The sequence below is a fragment of the bacterium genome (assembly GCA_016703265.1).
GTDB lineage: Bacteria > Krumholzibacteriota > Krumholzibacteriia > LZORAL124-64-63 > LZORAL124-64-63 > CAINDZ01.
The window spans coordinates 357,733-375,102 of sequence record JADJCK010000001.1 but is presented as its reverse complement, the minus strand read 5'-3'; the positions used below and the strand labels follow the sequence as shown (position 1 = coordinate 375,102).

The 17,370-nt window shown below is 69.8% G+C and carries 11 protein-coding genes; all 11 read left to right on the top strand.

Annotated features, from left to right (window positions below; all coding sequences use genetic code 11):
* Positions 1–23 precede the first annotated feature (23 nt).
* The 11 genes from IPG61_01755 (at position 24) to IPG61_01705 (ending at position 17,295) form a co-directional block, all read left to right on the top strand.
* Positions 24–1,004, top strand: coding sequence for an acetyl-CoA carboxylase carboxyltransferase subunit alpha (locus IPG61_01755; protein MBK6732819.1), 981 nt, complete (start codon positions 24–26; stop codon positions 1,002–1,004).
* A gap of 378 nt (positions 1,005–1,382) precedes the next feature.
* Positions 1,383–1,571 carry a Trm112 family protein gene (locus tag IPG61_01750; protein ID MBK6732818.1) on the top strand — a complete coding sequence of 63 codons (189 nt, stop codon included), beginning with the start codon at positions 1,383–1,385 and terminating at the stop codon, positions 1,569–1,571.
* A gap of 5 nt (positions 1,572–1,576) precedes the next feature.
* Entirely contained in the window at positions 1,577–2,038 is a 462-nt protein-coding gene (locus IPG61_01745; GenBank protein MBK6732817.1) for a hypothetical protein, read from the top strand.
* Positions 2,038–6,057, top strand: a complete 4,020-nt coding sequence (locus tag IPG61_01740; protein MBK6732816.1) for a hypothetical protein — start codon at positions 2,038–2,040, stop codon at positions 6,055–6,057. The genes IPG61_01745 and IPG61_01740 overlap by 1 nt, the downstream gene beginning before the upstream one ends.
* Before the next feature lie 64 nt (positions 6,058–6,121).
* On the top strand, positions 6,122–7,150 hold the full coding sequence (locus IPG61_01735) for a PorV/PorQ family protein (GenBank protein MBK6732815.1): 1,029 nt from the start codon (positions 6,122–6,124) through the stop codon (positions 7,148–7,150).
* A gap of 311 nt (positions 7,151–7,461) precedes the next feature.
* Positions 7,462–9,186 carry an immune inhibitor A gene (locus IPG61_01730; GenBank protein MBK6732814.1) on the top strand — a complete coding sequence of 575 codons (1,725 nt, stop codon included), beginning with the start codon at positions 7,462–7,464 and terminating at the stop codon, positions 9,184–9,186.
* A gap of 1,612 nt (positions 9,187–10,798) precedes the next feature.
* The gene (locus IPG61_01725) at positions 10,799–11,806 is read left to right on the top strand and encodes a hypothetical protein (GenBank protein ID MBK6732813.1); all 1,008 of its coding nucleotides are present in this window, start codon (positions 10,799–10,801) and stop codon (positions 11,804–11,806) included.
* A gap of 59 nt (positions 11,807–11,865) precedes the next feature.
* Entirely contained in the window at positions 11,866–12,747 is an 882-nt protein-coding gene (locus IPG61_01720) for a hypothetical protein (protein ID MBK6732812.1), read from the top strand.
* Complete coding sequence (locus IPG61_01715; protein MBK6732811.1) at positions 12,747–13,757, top strand: NHL repeat-containing protein; 1,011 nt, start codon at positions 12,747–12,749, stop codon at positions 13,755–13,757. Before IPG61_01720 ends, IPG61_01715 begins: the two co-directional genes overlap by 1 nt.
* Positions 13,758–13,825: 68 nt before the next feature.
* Entirely contained in the window at positions 13,826–16,813 is a 2,988-nt protein-coding gene (locus IPG61_01710; GenBank protein ID MBK6732810.1) for a hypothetical protein, read from the top strand.
* A 32-nt stretch (positions 16,814–16,845) separates the two neighbouring features.
* Positions 16,846–17,295: a hypothetical protein gene (locus IPG61_01705; protein MBK6732809.1), complete on the top strand. Its 450-nt coding sequence runs from the start codon at positions 16,846–16,848 to the stop codon at positions 17,293–17,295.
* The last annotated feature ends 75 nt before the right edge of the window (positions 17,296–17,370 follow it).

Here is a 17,370-nt window from a genome sequence, read left to right as displayed (position 1 = left end):
CCCGGGCCGCCGGAAGGCGTGGGATGGACTGGAAGAAGAAATCGATCTGGCTCGACTTCGAGCTGCCCATCGTCGAGCTGGAGGAGCGGATCCAGACCCTCCAGGACTCGGCCGCCGTCCGGGGCATGGACGTGGGCGACGAGGTCGAGCGCCTGCGCCAGAAGGCCAGCCGGCTGGGCAAGGAGATCTTCGCCAAGCTCGAGCCGTGGCAGCGCGTGCAGCTGGCCCGGCACCCCCGCCGCCCGACCACCAACGACTACATCCATCACCTGTTCCCCGACTACCTCGAACTGCACGGCGACCGCATGTTCCGCGATGACGAGGCGATCGTCGCCGGCATGGCCTCGCTCGGCGACCGCAAGGTGATGGTCATCGGCCACCAGAAGGGCCGCGACACCAAGAGCAACATCCGCCGCAACTTCGGCATGGCCCACCCCGAAGGCTATCGCAAGGCGCTGCGCCTGATGGAAATGGCCGCCCGGTTCGGCCGCCCGGTCATCACCTTCATCGACACGCCGGGCGCCTATCCCGGCCTGGGCGCCGAGGAGCGCGGGCAGGCCGAGGCCATCGCCCGCAACCTGCGCGAGATGTCGGACCTGCCGGTGCCCATCGTCTGCCTGGTGACGGGCGAGGGCGGCTCGGGTGGCGCGCTGGCGCTGGGTGTCGGCGACCGCGTGTACATGCTGGAGAATTCCATCTACTCGGTGATCAGCCCCGAGGGCTGCGCGTCCATCCTCTGGCGCGATCCCGCCAAGAGCAAGGAAGCCGCCAAGGCGATGAAGCTCACGGCTGTCGACGCCCTTGAGCTGGGCGTCATCGACGGGGTGATTCCCGAGCCCATCGGAGGCGCCCACCGCGATCACAAGGCCATCGCCATGTCGGTCAAGGCCGTGATCCTCGACGCCCTGGCCGAGCTGGAACCGCTGCCCACTGCCGAGCTGCTCGAGCGGAGGCTGCGCAAGTTCCTCGGCATGGGGGTCTACGAAGAGGCGGGCGGCGACTGAAGGGGTCTGCGGGAGCAGGCCGGTCAGGCCTGACCGACAGCTTCGGGGACTTGACAGGAACGGCGAACTCCTCTACCATCTCCCTTGCCAACTGCTTCGAGAATCCGCTGCCGCTTCGGCCGGCCTTGGGGACCCTGCCCCGGGACCGGCTTGTTTTATTGCCCTGCCCTCCCTGCCCGATGAAGGCCGAGGGGGCTGCCCGGAGACGGACCGGGCCGGGAGCCGGCAGGCGCGGAAGTGACCTGTTTGCAACCCGCAATGATCGTACTATGATGCCGTCCAACCCCGGTTGCCCGCCGGGGGACCGGCCCGAAAGAAGCCGTCGGCATCGCGGCGACGACAACAGACCCTGCGCGTCCAAGGTGGAGGCCGTTCGACATGCTCGACCCGAAACTCCTGGAGATCCTGGCCTGCCCCCGGTGCCGCCAGCCTGTCGTGCCCGACCAGGCGCACGACTGGCTCTATTGCCGCCCCTGCTCGGTGCGCTACCGGGTCGAGGATGGCATTCCCGTCATGCTGCCGGACGAGGCGCAGCCGATTCCCGCCGCCGGCGGGAACGGGAAGTAGCCGCCGTGTGTCTGTTCACGCATTTCGCTGCGGGTGCGCTGGCCGGCGGGCTGACCGGTTCGCCGCTCTGGGGCGCCGTGGCCGGCGTGGCCTCGCACGCCGTGCTCGATGTATTGCCGCACTATGATCATCCGGACTGGCGGCTGGAGCTGGGCGGCGGCATCGCCGCGCTGGCGCTGCTGCTGGCCATGCCGTTCGCAAGCTGGGCTGCCGTCATCGGGGGGATCGCCGGTATGCTGCCTGATCTCGAGAACCTGTTCCAGAAGCTGGGGAAGATGCGTCGCGACCAGTTCGTCTACCCGACCCACACCGGCCTGCTCAAGCACGGCCGGCCGCTGGGCCCGCGCAATCTTGCCGTGCAGGCGGCGATCTTCGTGGCCTGCTTTGCCGTGCTGGGCCTGGCCCGGCCGGGCGATGCCGCTGCCGCCGCCAAACCGGTGTTCTCGCGTCGGGTCCCGAAGCGGTGATGGCCGCACCGGTCGCGCGCGTGGTCAGCCAGACGGCGGCGCGCACGGTGGTGCGCATCGACATGCCGGTGACGCAAGAGCCCGGCGACTGGCAGCGCGTGGGCCCGGAGCTGGTGCGGTTCGCCTTGCCGCCGATCACCGATGATCTCCGCGGTGAGGGCGCGCTGCGCCGCGATAGCGCGCCGGAGTTCACGTTCACGCTGGCCGTGCCGACGCGTAACCGGATCGACGCAACGGTCACCGATGTCCGCTGGTGGCGCGAACCGGCAGCCGGGTGGAGTGCGGAGTCCGTCATCAGCGTGGCGATGCCCGCGATCTTCCGGGGCGTGCCCCTGGCCGGCTGTTCGGTGCCCCTTTACCAGGGTGACGGGATCCTCGCGGGCCTGACGGTCGAGTTCAGCCATCCCGCGGGCCCGGGCTACGAGATTTCCGCGGATCGCAGCGCGACGTTCGACGCCGACTCCCCGGCGCTGCCGGGACTCGACGTGCCGGCCTCGGTTGCGAACCGGCAGCTCTTCGAGACGATCGCGCGGGGTGCGCTGGCGCCCCGCCAGGTCCGCGCTGCCGCCAAGGCCGCGCCCTTCGACCCGTTCGCCACTACCGGCAACTGGGTCAAGCTGGGGATTCCGGCCACGGGGCTCTATCGGCTCACGGGCCAGCAGTTGTCCGGTTACGGTGTGCCGGTGGCAGGTGTGGACCCGGCAAAACTGCGCCTCTATCGCGGCGGCGGCATGGCCCTGGAACTGGACCCTGAGTTCCCGGACTCGTTGCAGGTCGAGCGAACGCAGCTGAACGAAGTCGCCATCTCGGTGGTTGGCGGTACCGACGGCGAGTGGAATCTCGACGACGAGATCCGTTTCTACGGCGTGGCGACGAGCGCCTGGAAGGACCGCTTTGTTGCCGGCGCCGGTGCCCTCGAGCACTACGATCATCCGTATGCGGATGAAGCCGTCTACTGGCTGACCTGGGAGAACGACGCGACGGCCTCGCCGCTGCCGGGCAGTCCTCGCCGCGTGCCGCAGGTCGCTGCGCTTCCGTTCGGGGTCCAGGAAACGAGTGCGGCGCGCCTTCGCCTGCACATGGAGCAGCAGTTCGCCGATGTTCCCGGGGTGTTCGAGGACAATTGGGGCTGGGACACGTCCATCTTCAGTTCGCGCACCGAGCTGTTCAATGTCCGGACGCCACTGCCTGATTCCGCGGCCACCTTCGTCATCGATGTTCGCGGGCTCTTCTACAACGGTTCCGGCAACGGTTTCGTGTACGGCGCGTCGGGGTGGCTCAATGGGGACCAGGGCAACAAGGCCACGACAACGTTCAGCTATTTCGCACAGAACGACAGTATGCGGGTCCGGATCGTCGGCCAATCCGACGCGCTGGTGGCCGGCGGGAATACGATCACCATCGAGAACAGTTCGGTGCAGGTGGGGACGGCTCGCGCCCTGGGCCTCGATAGCTTTGATATCGCCTACTGGACGGGGCTCAACCTGACCGCGGGCTTCGGCCAGCTGGATTTCGCGCACTGGCGTGACCAGGTCACCGCGCCCGACAGCCAGGTCGACCTGGTCCTCAATACCGGCGGCACCGCGCCGGTCGTGGTCTGGGATGTCAGCCAGCCGGATTCCGTGGTGGCCCTGGCCGGCCAGGAACTCGCGGGGTTCATCAAGCTGGGTGTTGTTCGCCAGCCGGATTCGGATCGGCACTTCGTGGCTTCGCGGCTCAGCGACCTGCTGTCGGTGGCCAGCGGTACGCGGGTCCAGGCCAATTCGCTGCTGGATGACACCGGCGATGTCGACTACGTGGTGGTCGCGGCAGCGCCGTTCACCCAGGCAGCGCAGGAACTGGCCGAGTTCCGTTCGCGCAGCCTGCCCGGTGTGGCTTCCCCGTCGGCACGGGCGGTGAGCGCCGAGTCCATCTACGACAATTTCTCGGGCGGCCAGAAGGATCCGGTGGCCATCCGAAACTACCTGCGCCAGGTCTACCGCCTCGGGGCGCAGCGCCTGAGCCACGTCTGCCTGCTGGGCCGCGCCAGTCGCGACTACCGGAACTACAAGGATCGCACGGCGCTGGTGGACCTGTACGACCTCGTGCCCACATTCGTGCGGAACTACTATCCGGGGTTCCCGGTTGCGGAGTCTCTCGTCATGCCGTTCGCGAGCGATGACGGCTTTGTCTCCTTCGATTCGCCACCCCCGCCCGCGTTCGGCTCGGTTGATCTGGCTTTCCCGGATGTCGCCTGCGGACGCCTCCCGGCCATGAACGTTACCGAGGCCCGGGAAATGGTGGCGCACGCCATTGCGTACGCCGACGCGCCGGAGCCCGGCGCCTGGCGGAATCACGTGTTGATGACGGCGGATGACGTGAGGCGCCCGAGTACCCTGAACGGCCCCGCCCCGGGCGAAAATGCCCATACGGCCGAAGCCGAGCTGTTGTCGAGATCCTACATCCCGGAAGGGCTGGACATCGGCAAGATCTACGGTGTCGACTACCCGTTCCCGCCGGCCTCGCAGATCAAGCCGGCGGCACGGGCCGCCATCAACGATGCCCTGAATGCGGGCACGACGGTGTTCTATTACGTGGGGCACGGGGCCGAGGACAATCTCGCGGACGAGCAGATCTTCCAGTCGCGCGATATCGCCAATCTGCGCAATGGGATGAAGCGACCGTTGTTCCTGGCTTTCAGTTGTGACGTGGGCGTCTACGACAGCCCGGGTCGGCGCGCCATGGCGGAGCAGTTCCTGCAGTATGACAGTGGCGGTGCGATCGGCGCGATCTGCGCCAGTCAGCTCAGCTTCTCCGGCTACAACAACCTGATCGGCAACGCATACTTCGCCAACCAGTTCCCCGGGCGGCATATCGATACGGACCAGACCGCCGGGCACGCATTGATCCTCGGCAAGGCCGAGATGTCGTACCAGCAGGCAAGGGTCAACAGCCAGCGCTACAACCTGATGGGTGACCCTGCGTTGAAGTTGCCGCACCCGGTCGACGACCTCACGCTTTCCGAAGTCTCTGTCGATACACTGCGCGCCGGCGTTCGCCAGGCTGTGGTGCTCGGTGGCAGCGGCAAGGCGCTGCTGGGTGCAGGGGACACCTACCGCGTGCGGGTACAGGACAGTGACATCAACAAGAGCTACCCGATTTATATCCCGACGCCGCCCAGCCTGCCCACCGTGAGTTCGTGGGTCGAGGCCGGCGCCCCGATCTTCGCCGGCGAAGGCACCATGGGCACGGGCGACCTCGTGATCCCGTTCAAGGTGCCGTCGCAGATCCGCTACGGCGACCGGGGGCGCGTGCGCCTGGTGGTCGAGACGCCCGACGGCGACCACGTGGCCGTGGAGACGCTGCCGGCGGTGCGCGGGTCCACCGGGGCGGTCGACGACGTGCGCGGGCCCCTGATCGGCCTAGCGTTCGAGGGCGGGCGGTACCGGGTGCGCCCGGGCGACGCGTTGACGGCGACCCTGACCGATACCAGCGGCATCGCCATCCTGGGCACCAGCCCGGGCAACTCGCTGCTCCTGGAACTGGACAATACGGGGCGGATGACCAATGTGACCGGCTCGTTTTCGTATGATCCCGACAGCTACACGAGCGGCTCGCTGGTCTTCCCGCTGCCGGCCGACCTGGCCGCGGGCACGCACCGGGCGGCGCTGCATGCGAGCGACGCGCTGGGCAACGTGGGCTCGGACACGCTCAGTTTCGTCATCGTGCCGGCAAGTGTTGCCGGTATCGAGGACATCACCCTTTTTCCTAACCCGACGCCGGGTCCGTGCCGACTCCTTTTCGAGTTGAGCGACCCGATGGCCGTGCAGTGGGACATCTACACGTTGGCGGGCAACCGGATACGCACGCTGCGCGAGGAATTCAGCGAAGCGGGGCCGCGCATCCTGGAATGGGACGGGCGCGACACCCAGGGCGACGACATCGCCAACGGCACCTATCTGTTCGTCCTGCGGGGCACCGGTGCCTCGGCGGACGGCCGCGAGATCACGAAGACGGGCAAACTGGTCATCATGCGCTGATGGCCGGACCGGGGGCGGGGCGTGGGGCTTCGACGCCGGGTCAACCACTGGAGGTAGGACGGACATGAAAAGGATTCTGCTGACGGTCGCCATGGCGGCGGCCCTGACCACGGGTTTCTGCGGCGCGGCCCTGGCCGGTTCCGGCGCAGGCGCCATCAACCTCAGCTTCCCGGTCGGGGCGCGCTACAACGCCCTGGGCGAAGCGGGCACGGCCCTTTCGCAGGACGTCACGGCGCAGTGGTGGAATCCCGGTGGCCTGGGCTTCCTGCCGCAGCGTCCCGAGCCGCACGACGTGCACATCATGCAGTCGAGCCTGGCCGAGGGCCTGGCCGAGGACATCGGCCTGTACTGGGGCGGCTATGCCACGCCCATGGGTGACAACGGCGCCATCGGCTTCTCGCTGAACTACCTCGACATGGGCGAGCAGCAGGGCACCGACGAGAGCGGCAACGAGACGGGCGTGTTCCGTTCGTACATGTTCGCCTTCGGTGCCACCTACGGCGTTCGCGTGACGCCGAACGTTGGCGTCGGCCTGGGCGTGAAGTACTTCCGCGACAAGCTGGCCGAGGACAACATCATCCAGGACGCGCAGGGCGGCGGCAGCGGCGACAGCTTCGGCGTCGACCTGGGCGTGCTCTGGAAGGTGCCCAGCCTGAAGTCGAACTTCGGCCTGGCACTGGCGAACCTGGGCCCGGACATCAAGCACGTGGATGCCGACCAGTCCGACCCGATGCCGCGCAAGCTGACCGTCGGCATCGCGCACAGCCTGTACCACAGCGAGTACATGGGCATGCTGCTGGTCGCCGACTACCTGGTGCCGCTCTACAAGTGGAAGGGCAACGACTACGGCTTCGGCCTCGAGTCCTCGCAGGAGGAGTACGGGTTCGGCGCGGAGTGGAACTACCTGCGTTCGCTGTTCGTGCGCATCGGCTACAAGAGCGCCGCGTACGGCGACATCAAGGATACGACGTTCGGGTTCGGCGTGGATCTCGACCGCTGGGTCAGCCAGCCGATCACGTTCGACTTCGCGAAGGTGCCGCAGGCCGAGGGCCTGCCGACCGTGACGCGCCTGTCGCTGGCCTACCGGTTCTAGGCTGCGACCGGCTCGAGTTTGTCCAACCAACCCCTGAGCGAGGAGAGTGGCGTTGCCGCTCACGACTGACTACCGCCGGCCGCGGCACGGGCGCCGCGGCCCGGCGGTCCTGCCGGTCTTCCTGCTGGCTTTCGTGTTGATGTCCACCGCTGCCCTGGCCGGAGGCTACGAGCGCCTGCCGGTGCGGCGGTGGGAGCCCGAGGAGCTGCAGGCGACCCCCGCCGGGCGCGCCCAACTGGAAGCCGAACTGCGCCGCCAGGGTGAATCCGTGCGCCGCTGGAAGGCCGTGCACGAACTGGTGGGCGACCGCCATGTCTCGGCCAAGTCGCAGCGGCTGCTGGCCGAACGCGGGCTCGGCGCGGCCAAGCTGGCTCCCGGCGCCGACGCCGACAAGACCCCTCGACGGCGTCGACACGCTGCGGGTGCTGTTCGTGCGCATCGCGTTCGACGGCAACCGGTCGCCGAACCTGACGACCGTTCCTGCGAACGGCGGCTTCATGCTCGAGCCGCTGGCCGCACCGGGCCCGCTCGAGGTCGATCCGCCACCGCACGGCAAGGCCTACTTCGAGTCGCACCTGCAGGGCCTGTCGGAGTACTACCGCTTCATGTCGGGTGGGCGCCTGCACATCGAGGGGCGTGTGCTTCCTGAAGCCGAGGACGGGGCCTACCTCGTCGACGACGTCGCCGACTACGGCCCCGGCGCCGGAGGCTTCTGGTCGCTGGCCGGGCTCGAATCCCTCGTGCGCGACATGATCACTGCCGCCGACGAAGGCACCCAGGGCGACGGCTCGGTGAACCTGGCCGACTACGACGACGACGACCCGTTCACCTACGTCATCTTCGTGCACGCCGGCAGCGACTGGCAGAGCGACATCAACGGCGATTCGCCGAACGACGTGCCCACGTTCTTCGTGAACCTGGGCGAGCCGCAGGCGCTCACCAGCCTCGACAGCGACGGCACGGGCCTGGGTTCGCTGACCGAGTGCTCGGTCATTCCCGAGACCACGAACCAGGACGGCTACGCCGGCAGCATCGCGGCAGCGTTCTACCACGAGTTCGGGCACGCCCTGGGCCTGGTCGACGTCTACGACAGCTCGCGCGGCCTGCCCTCGGTGGGCATCTGGGACCTGATGGACTCGGGCACCAACCTGTCGGTGACCCTGGGCACGATCACCGACGAGGGCGATACGCTCTATGTCGCGGCGGGCGGCGTGCTGCCCCCGTCCCTGTCGGCCTGGGACAAGTGGTTCCTCGGCTGGCTCGAGACGCAGGAGATCGACGGTTCGCGCGCCGAATACCGGTTGCCGGCTGTCGGCGTGCCGCGCGATGACTATGCCGAGTGGCAGGCCAACGGCTACGGCGCCTTCAGCCTGTCCGATCCGCAGGCCTGGCGTGGAGGCCTGTCGCCGCGTGAGTGGTTCCTCATCGAGAACCGCTGGGTGCCGGTGGCGACCGAGCTGCATCCCTACGACGGTTTCGCGTTCGAACGTGACGACACCACGGGCGTGATCCTCTACCTGGCGGGCCTGCTGGCCGGGACCGAGGACCAGTGGGAGAACAGCGGCTTCTACGACTACTTCCTGCCGGCCGGCGGCGCCCTGGTCTGGCACGTGAATGCCGACCGCATCGAGGCCGGCCTGGCCGACAACACGATCAACACCGAGGGCGACGGCCTCAAGCTGGTCGAGGCCGACGGCATCCAGGACATCGGCGTTCTGGACTCGTACGTGCTGGGCTGGTACGGCTCGTGGCGCGATCCCTTCGGCGGCCTCGACGCCAACGGCAACGCGACCGGGTTCACCGAGTTGACGGCCGACGGCCGGCCCAACACGCGGATGTTCGACCGTTCGTGGTCGCATCTCGCGCTGTCGGGCATCGGTCCGCGCGTCGCGCGCACGGCGGCAGTGATGAAGTTCGCCGCCACGCTCGGCGATGTCCCGGCCGGACTGCCCTGGGAGATCGCCACCGAGAGCGCGGCGACGGCCGGGCCTTCCGGCGGCGTGGCCGGGCCGCGGGCCATCGACCCGGCACGCTGACCCCGCTCGAGGTCGGCGGGACCCGCCTGCTGCTGTTCACCGACGCGCCGGGCGTCAACCACGGAACCGGCGCGTTCGACGCTTCCCTGTACGCCGTGACCGACGACGGACGCCAGTACTGGCTGCCGCCGGTCGACCGGCCCGAGGGCGCGGTCATCGGCCTGGGCGGTCGCGCCGCCGGCGCTCCGCTCGTGGTCCCGGCCGACGGCGGCTTGCAGGACATCTACGTCTCCCTGCGCGAAGGTTCGCTGCGCGCCGTGCGCGTGTCGGGCAGTGGCGTGACGCCGCGGTGGCAGACCGCTCTCGCCGATTCGCTCCAGGGCGGACCGGTGCCCCTGCGAGATGCTGCCGGTGTGACGCGCCTGGCCCTGCTGGCCCCGCCCCGGAGCCTGTTCCTCGTCGGCGCCGACGGCGCCGTGCAGGGCACTGCGCTCCCGCTTGTCGATGGACAGGCTGTTGCCGTCGTGGCCGCGGGCGCCTGGGCGGTGCCGGGTGCCGACGGCGAGGCCGATCGCCTGTGCGTGGCTTCCGCTTCGGGCTGGCACCTGGTCGCGACCACGGCCGGTGGCTGGGACGCATCGCCGGTCTGGACCCCGTACGCGCGCGCCGGCAGCGGCCGCGTGCTGGCGGCCGTCGTGCCCGATGCCGACGGCGCCATGGTGCACCTGTTCGATGCGCTGGGTCCTCTCGGTTCGTGGCGGGTCGAAGGCGCGACGGTGTCGGCTCTCGACCGGATGCCGGCCGTGACCGGCATGCCCGTCTGCGAGCCGGCCGTGGCCGACCTCGATGGGGACGGCCTCAACGATCTGGTCGTGGCCACCGGCGAGCGCCTGCACGCGCTCAAGGCCGACGGCGTTCCGCTCCGCGGCTGGCCTCGCCGGCTCTCGGAACTGTTCCCGCTCGCCGATACGACGCGCGTGGCCGGTCCGCTCGTGATTGCCGACGCCACGGGCGACGGCCAGAACGAGCTCTTCTTCAACACCGACGGCGGCCACCTGCTGGGCCTGGGCCCGGACGGCCGCCTGCTGGCGCAGTTCCCACTGCGCTGGGGCGACCGGCGCGCGGCCGGGCTGGCGATCGGCGACGGACAGGACGGCCGGCTGCTCTGGCTGGTTTCCGAAGGCGGCTACACGGCGCCACCGCTGGAACGCACCTGGGTCAACGGTCGCATCGCCGGCTGGAACCTCGCGCTGCCCGCAGGCGAAGGTGTGACCACCACCAGCGAATGGCTCGGATCCGGCGGCAGCATTGCGCGCCGTGGTCCGGCGGGCATCGCCCGTGATCTCGGCGAGGCTGCGCCCGCCGCGATCGACCGCGCCGAGGTGATCCTGTTCCCCAACCCGGTCAGCGGCGAGGCGGTCAACGTCCGCTTCTGGGCCGATGGCGACGGCCCGGCCCGCCTGGCCGTCTACAACCTGCAGGGCGAGCTGGTGCGCGAAGGGCGCTATGCCGCCGCCGCCGGGCAGATGAACCAGCTGCGTCTGGAACTGCCGGGCATCGCCAGCGGCATGTACATCACGGTCCTGGAATACGACGGGGACGGCGGACGCCGCACCCGCACGATGACCCTGGCGGTCGAACGATGACCGCCGCCCATCCGAGGGAGGATTCGATGCTCCGCGAAACCGGGATCCGCAATCTCCGCCTGACGGCGGTCACGATGCTGATGATGCTGGCGGCAGGGGCCGCGCTGGCCGCCGGCGCGAACGCGCCGGCCGACGAAGTCGCTGCCGGTCGCGCCGCGTGGCTGCTCCAGCGGGGATCGCTGCAGGACCTGCCGCTGACCGGCCGCCTGGCGCAGTCGGACGAGTTCGGCAGCAGCGGGGGCGGGGCCACGCCGGCCGCCACCGATTTCGACGACGACCGCGGCGGTAGCGCACTGCCCGTGCTGGCATCGCTGGTGCTGCCGGGTGCCGGCGAGGCGATGCTCGGCCACAAGCGCGGCTACCTGATGATGGCGCTCGACATCTTCGCCTGGACCCAGGTGGCCAAGAAGCACGGCGACGGCAACGACCTGCGCGACGAGTACTACGCGTTTGCCGACGAGCACTACAGCGACGAGCTGCTGCTGGCCGCCTACGTGGCCGGCGGCTCGAATGTCGACAGCTTCTACCGTGCGGACATCGGCACCGACTACTTCGACTTCGAGGCCATGTCCACGCTCGACGACCTGGACAACCTGCCCCTCTACGTGACGGTCGAGGAAGACCGGCGCGAATACTACGAGAACCTCGGCAAGTGGGACCAGTTCGTCTTCGGCTGGGATGACTTCATGCGCCCCGACGACTACGCGTCGCTGCCCGGCAACGAAGGTTATGAACCCACAGGCGATCCCAAGATCGACTTCGCGAATCCGTGGGTCTCGGAGAACCGCGAGTCGTACCGCCTCATGCGTGACGCCTCGAACGACGCCTTCAAGAGCCGTGACCGGTGGCTGTACGTGAACATCGGCCTGCGTATCTTCAGCGTGCTGCAGACGGCCTGGCTCGACGGGCTGCTCGGCGGCGACGGTGGCGGCGAAGGCGACACCAAGCTCTCGGTCAATGGCCACGAAGTGCGCCTGATCGCGCAGCCGACCGGCCTGCGGCGCGCCACGGTGGCGGCCACGGTTTCGTTCTGAGCAGGGACTCCCAACCAGGTTCCGGCAGGCGCCCCCGGCGCCGACCGAAAGGCGATGCGGTGAACGGATTCGATGTGAAACGCGGCGGGGTCGCGCGTGCGACCGGCCTGGCGCTGGTGCTGGTGGCCGTCTGCGCGGCCGGTGCGCTTGCGGCAGATCCGGGTCAGTCCCAGGGCTTTGCGGCGACCGAATTCGCGGTCCTCGGCGAAAGCGCCTCGTCCTCCTGGCGCCCGGCGCTGTTCGGCGAAACGGCTCGCCGGCAGGGTGACGGCATCGGCGGCGTGCCCGACGAGTTCGGTACCGGCCGGCGACCCGAGACCACGACCGAGGAAGCGGGCAGCTCGAGCCAGCTCGGACGCAAGCTCAAGGCGGGCGCCCTGTCCGCGCTGCTGCCCGGCGCGGGCCAGTACTACAACGGCCGGCACAAGCGCGCCTACCTGATGGCCGGCGTCGAGGCCGGCATCTGGACCGCCTATTTCGTCTTCGACCGGCAGGGCGACAACCGCATGGAGTCGTCGCGCGAATGGGCAGGCATCTACGCCGGCACCGATGGCGACCATGCCGACAGCTACTGGCAGAGCGTCGGCCGGTACATGGACAGCGACGCCTACAACGACGGGCGCTATCGCGAAGCCCGCGCGCTGCAGGAGGAAGTCTCGGGCCTTGTCGGGCCCGACGATGCCTGGCAGTGGGTGAACGAGGACCGCCGCTACGGTTATGCGCTCCTGCGCTCGAAGGGCAACTCGGCCTACGATCGCCGCGACTTCATGATCCTCTTCGCCGTGCTCAATCGCGCCGTGTCCGTCTTCGATGCCGTGCTGGGCGCGGGCCACAACGGCGACGTGGTGCAGGCCAGCGTCCTCGGCATGGATGTCGAACTGCAATTGCAGCCGGCGCTGCGGGACCCGGGTGCCCGCTGCGTGGTCTCGCGGAGCTTCTGATGCGTGCCTGCCGGCAGGCGGCCGTCAACCGGTCGGCAGTCACGCTCGTGCTGGCCGCACTGCTGGCGGCGTTGTCCGGTTGCGCCGCGGGAATGCGCGGGTCGACTCCCGACGCCGCGCGTGACGAGATCACGCGCGGCGTCGGCTCGACGCCGGTCTCGCTCATGTTCCTCACGGCCTACGAGAACGTATCCAGCGCACCGTACTACCCGCTCGACGGCATCGCCGGCTGCTGCTTCGGGCCGGACGGGACCCTGATCGTCTGCGACGAGAAGCGCGGTGTGGTCCATGCCCTGGATCCGCGCGACCTCACGTGGTACGAATTCGACGAGCCCGCCTCGCGACCGTACCAGCCGCTCGACGCCGTCTTCGACGGTTTCAAGGTGCTCGTGCTGGACCAGGCCGGGGCCAGCCTCCAGCGCTTCGAGCCGGGCGGCGCCTGGCTCGACGAACTGGTCGACTTGCGCCAGCTCGATCCCGGCGACTCGCCGCTGGCCACTTCCGTGGCCATCGACCGCGACGGCCGGGTCGTCATCGCCGATGCCGTTTCCCAGCAGGTACTGCTGCTCGACACGTTCCTGTCGCTGCACCTGCGCATCGGCGGGCCCGGCAGCGTGAGCGACCAGTTCCGCGACCCGTCCGGGCTGGCCTTCCTGGCCGACGGCGGCTTCGTGGTGGCCGATCGCGGCAACCGGCGCCTGTGCCGTTACGGCCGCAACGGCTTTTTCGAGGAAGTGGTGGGCGGCGACTACATGGTCGACAACCCGTTCGTCGCCCCGCAGGGCCTGGACACCGACCGCTTCGGCAACGTCTTCGTGGCCGACCCGGGCGCCGGACGTCTGCATGTTCTCGATCACCGCCTGCGCAGGCTGTTCTCGGCCGGTCCCGAGATGAGCCTGCAGGCTGCACCGTCGGTGCCGCTGGACGTGGCGGTGGGCCCCGACGGGACGCTGGCGGTGACCGACCGCTCGCGTGCGGCCATCCTGCTCTACCGCATCATCTACGAGTGATGGCAACGACGCGGTCGCGGGCACGGGCGACGGCGGGCGCCTGGCGGCGCGCGCACCGGGGCCTGCCCGTGATCATCATCCTGCTGGCCGTGGCCGTTCCCGCGGCGACGGTGCGTGCGCAGGCAGCGTCCCCGCCGCCCGGCGTTGCCGTCGCCGATACCGGCACCACCCTCGTCGAACATGAGTTCCACCTGATGCCGGCGCGCCTGCGCGCGCTGCCGCTGGCGCACGGCTTCGTCGAGCCCGGGTCGTTGCGACTGCTCGTCGACGGCGTGGCCTGGCGGGAGGGAACGGACTTCCACCTGCGCGCGCGATCGGGCCTCGTGGTCCCGCTGCGCGGCTGGAGGGCCACGGGCGCCGACAGCACGGCTGCCGGGGCCGGCCTGGCGCTGGTCAGTGCCAGCTACCGATTCGTGCCGGTACCGGTTGCTTCGCGGCTGGACCTGCGCGAAGTGGCGGCACCTCCGGCACCGCTGGGGCCGTCGCCGGGTGCGGGCGGGCCGCGCGGGGCCACCGCGCTGCGCGAGGCGGGCGACTGGCGCGACGGCGGCCTGCGCGTGACCGGGAGCAAGACCGTGCAGGTGTCGTCCGGTTCGCGTCGCGAGATGACGGTAGACCAGAACCTGCGGCTGAACATCAACGGGCGCCTGACTCCCGAGATCGGCGTGCGCGCGTTCCTGTCCGACGACAACCTGCCTGTGGTGCCGGAAGGGAACACCGAGGAACTGAAGGACATCGACAAGGTGCTGGTCGAGATCAACGGGCCGGCGTGGAACGCGACGCTCGGCGACCTGGTGGTGCAGCGGCGGGGCACTGCGTTCGGTGATGTGCGGCGCAAGCTGCAGGGGCTCGATGTCCGCGTGCGCGGCGGCGCCACGACCGTGGATGCCGTGGCCGGGGCGCCGCGCGGCTCGTACCGCACGGTGCAGCTGCAGGGGCAGGAATCGAACCAGGGCCCGTACCGGCTTGCCGGGGGCGAAGGCGGCGCGAACCTCTTCCTGGTGGCGGGCTCCGAGCGCGTGACGCTCGACGGCCAGCCGCTCGTGCGCGGTGCCGACCGCGACTACGTAATCGACTATGTGCTGGGCACCATCACGTTCACGTATCGCCGGCTGGTCACGGCCGAGTCCCTCATCACGGTCGAGTTCGAGCAGGGCGAGGGCGCCTACAGCCGCACCGTGCTGGGCGCCGGCGTCGAGCACGAATGGCACGGCCTGCCGGGCGGCGCGGCGGCGCGTCTGCGGGCGCGCGTGCTGAAGGAAGCCGACGATCCGGCGCGCCTGCGCACGGGCGACCTGGCGGACGGTGACGAGGCAGCCCTGTCCGCTGCCGGAGATGATCCGTTGCTCGCTGTGGCGCCCGGCGCCTCGGCATCCCTGCCCGGCGAGGGCCAGTACGACCTGCAGGTGGCGGGCACCGATACCATCTACGTGTTCGCTGTCGACGGCGGCGACTGGAGCGTGGCGTTCCACTACGTGGGCGCAGGGCTGGGCGACTATCGCCTCGACAGCCTGACGAACACCGGGCAGCGCGTGTTCGTCTACACCGGCGCGGGCGCCGGGGCGTATCGTGTCGGGCGTCCACTGGCCCTGCCGGCCTCGCACAGCCTGGCCACCTTCAGCCTGCAGGTGGGCGATTCGGCGGCCAGCGGCATCGACGCCGAGTGGAACGCCTCTCAGGTCGACCGCAACCTGCTGTCCGGTGCCGACGACGACGACAACGGCGGCGGCGCCGGCCGCCTGGCCGGGCGCTGGAACGCGGGAGCGGTCTCGGTCGGAGGTCGCTCGCTGGGCAAGGTGACGGTGAATGGCACCTGGGAGGGACGCGACGCACGTTTCGCGCCCCTGCAACTGCACCGGACGATCGGCGACTACGAGGCCTGGGGGTTGGGCGAGCGCGCGCGACGCACCGGCTTCCTCGACCAGGCCGACCGGCAGGCGGACGGGCGCGTGACCTGGCAGGCTCAGGGGACGCGTGGCCGACTCGACCTGGCGGCGGCTGCCGGCTCGCTGCGTCACGGCGACGACCTCGAAGCCGATCGCCGGTCGCTCGAGGCGCAGTGGGGCCTCGGTGCGGGGCGTGGCCGTCACGAGATCTCGCGTGCCGGCGCACGCGACGTCATCGACCCTCTGGACATCGAGCGGCGCGCGCAGCATCACGAACTGGCCTGGCGGCTCGGTGCGCTGCAGCCGTCGGTCACGCACGACCGCCGGCAATGGCGCGACGAAGCCGGCCCCACCGCGCGCCCCAGGGATTCCGCTTCGAGGAGAGCGGCGCGCAACTGGCCGGCTCGCACAGCGGTGGCGCCACGTGGCGGGTCGATTTCCGGCGTGGCCTGGCCGATTCGCTGCGCGAGGGGACCTGGCGACGCGAGCGGGACAGCCGCACGGCGGGCCTGGCCGCCGGCACCGGCTCGATTGCCGGGATGCGCCTGGTCGGCGAAGGCACGTGGCGGCAGGTGGAACGGCCCGAAGGCCCGGCAGAGACCACGCGCCTGGCGCGGCTCGACCTGGCGGGGCGCTGGGATCGAAGCGCCAGCGACTGGTCGCTGGGCTATCGCGTCGACAACAGCCGCACCGAGGTGCTCGACCGCCAGATCGTCTTCGTCGGCGAGAGGCAGGGCGACTTCAACGAGAACGGCGACTACGTCGGCGAGGACCAGGGCGCTTACGATGTCATCCTGGCCGGCACCGACAGCCTTGTCGCCACGACGTCCGTGCGCGGTGACCTGCGCTGGCGCCAGGGCTTCGCCTTTCTCGGGCGTGAGGAGTGGTACGGCGGCTGGTCCACCCAGACAGTCGCCTCGCTGGAAGGGCGCAGTACGACCGACCAGGTCGGCCGCCTGCTCGTCCTGGATCCGGCTGTCGTCTTCGACAACGACGCTGCCGTACTCGGCGACCTCAACTTCACGCAGGAGATCTCCCTCCTCGAGCACGAGCCGCGCTTCGACCTGCGCGGTCGCTTCGGCTATCGGCAGACGCGCGACCGCCAGTTCGCGGCCCATCCCGAGGACCGTCTTGACCGCCGCTGGCAGGCAACCGGCAGCGCCAACCTGACGGCGCGGACCACGCTGCGTGGGCGCTATGCCGTGGATGGCGAGCGCCGTGAATCGACCGAAGAGGAATTGAGCGCGCGGCGCAGCCAGGATCTCACCACGCGACGTCTCGAACTGGGCTGGCAGGTGGCGCCCGGTCCGGACCTGCGCGTGGGCCTGCAGGGTGAACGGGTCACGCGGAACGATGCCGTGACGGCGGTGGCCCAGCAGGAGTGGGCCCTGCGCCCATCGGCCCGTGCGCGCCTGCGGGGCGGCTGGTCGACGCTGCTGGAGGCGCGCTGGTCGAACGTCACGAGCGAGGAACCGGCGGGCGTGACGCGGCCATACACCTTCCCCTATCCGGGCGGCAACCTCGAGTCGACGCTGCGGTTGTCCTGGGAACCGTCGGGGTACCTGACGCTGTCGGCAAGCTGGTTCGCCCGGCGCCAGGGTGAAAGGGGGTGGCAACATGATTTGCGGCTGGAATCGACGGCGCGCTTCTGAGCTTAGGCTCGCATTCCGGCAGAAGAGTCGGGTAACAACAGCCGCCCTGTGCGGGTTCCTGCTGTGGCAGGGCGC

Bases quoted from the DNA above. Each gene is read 5' to 3' on its own strand.
- IPG61_01715 (MBK6732811.1), top strand. From the start codon at position 12,747: ATGCGTGCCTGCCGGCAGGCGGCCGTCAACCGGTCGGCAGTCACGCTC.
- IPG61_01740 (MBK6732816.1), top strand. From the start codon at position 2,038: ATGGCCGCACCGGTCGCGCGCGTGGTCAGCCAGACGGCGGCGCGCACG.
- IPG61_01735 (MBK6732815.1), top strand. From the start codon at position 6,122: ATGAAAAGGATTCTGCTGACGGTCGCCATGGCGGCGGCCCTGACCACG.
- IPG61_01725 (MBK6732813.1), top strand. From the start codon at position 10,799: ATGCTCCGCGAAACCGGGATCCGCAATCTCCGCCTGACGGCGGTCACG.
- IPG61_01755 (MBK6732819.1), top strand. From the start codon at position 24: ATGGACTGGAAGAAGAAATCGATCTGGCTCGACTTCGAGCTGCCCATC.
- IPG61_01750 (MBK6732818.1), top strand. From the start codon at position 1,383: ATGCTCGACCCGAAACTCCTGGAGATCCTGGCCTGCCCCCGGTGCCGC.
- IPG61_01730 (MBK6732814.1), top strand. From the start codon at position 7,462: ATGTCTCGGCCAAGTCGCAGCGGCTGCTGGCCGAACGCGGGCTCGGCG.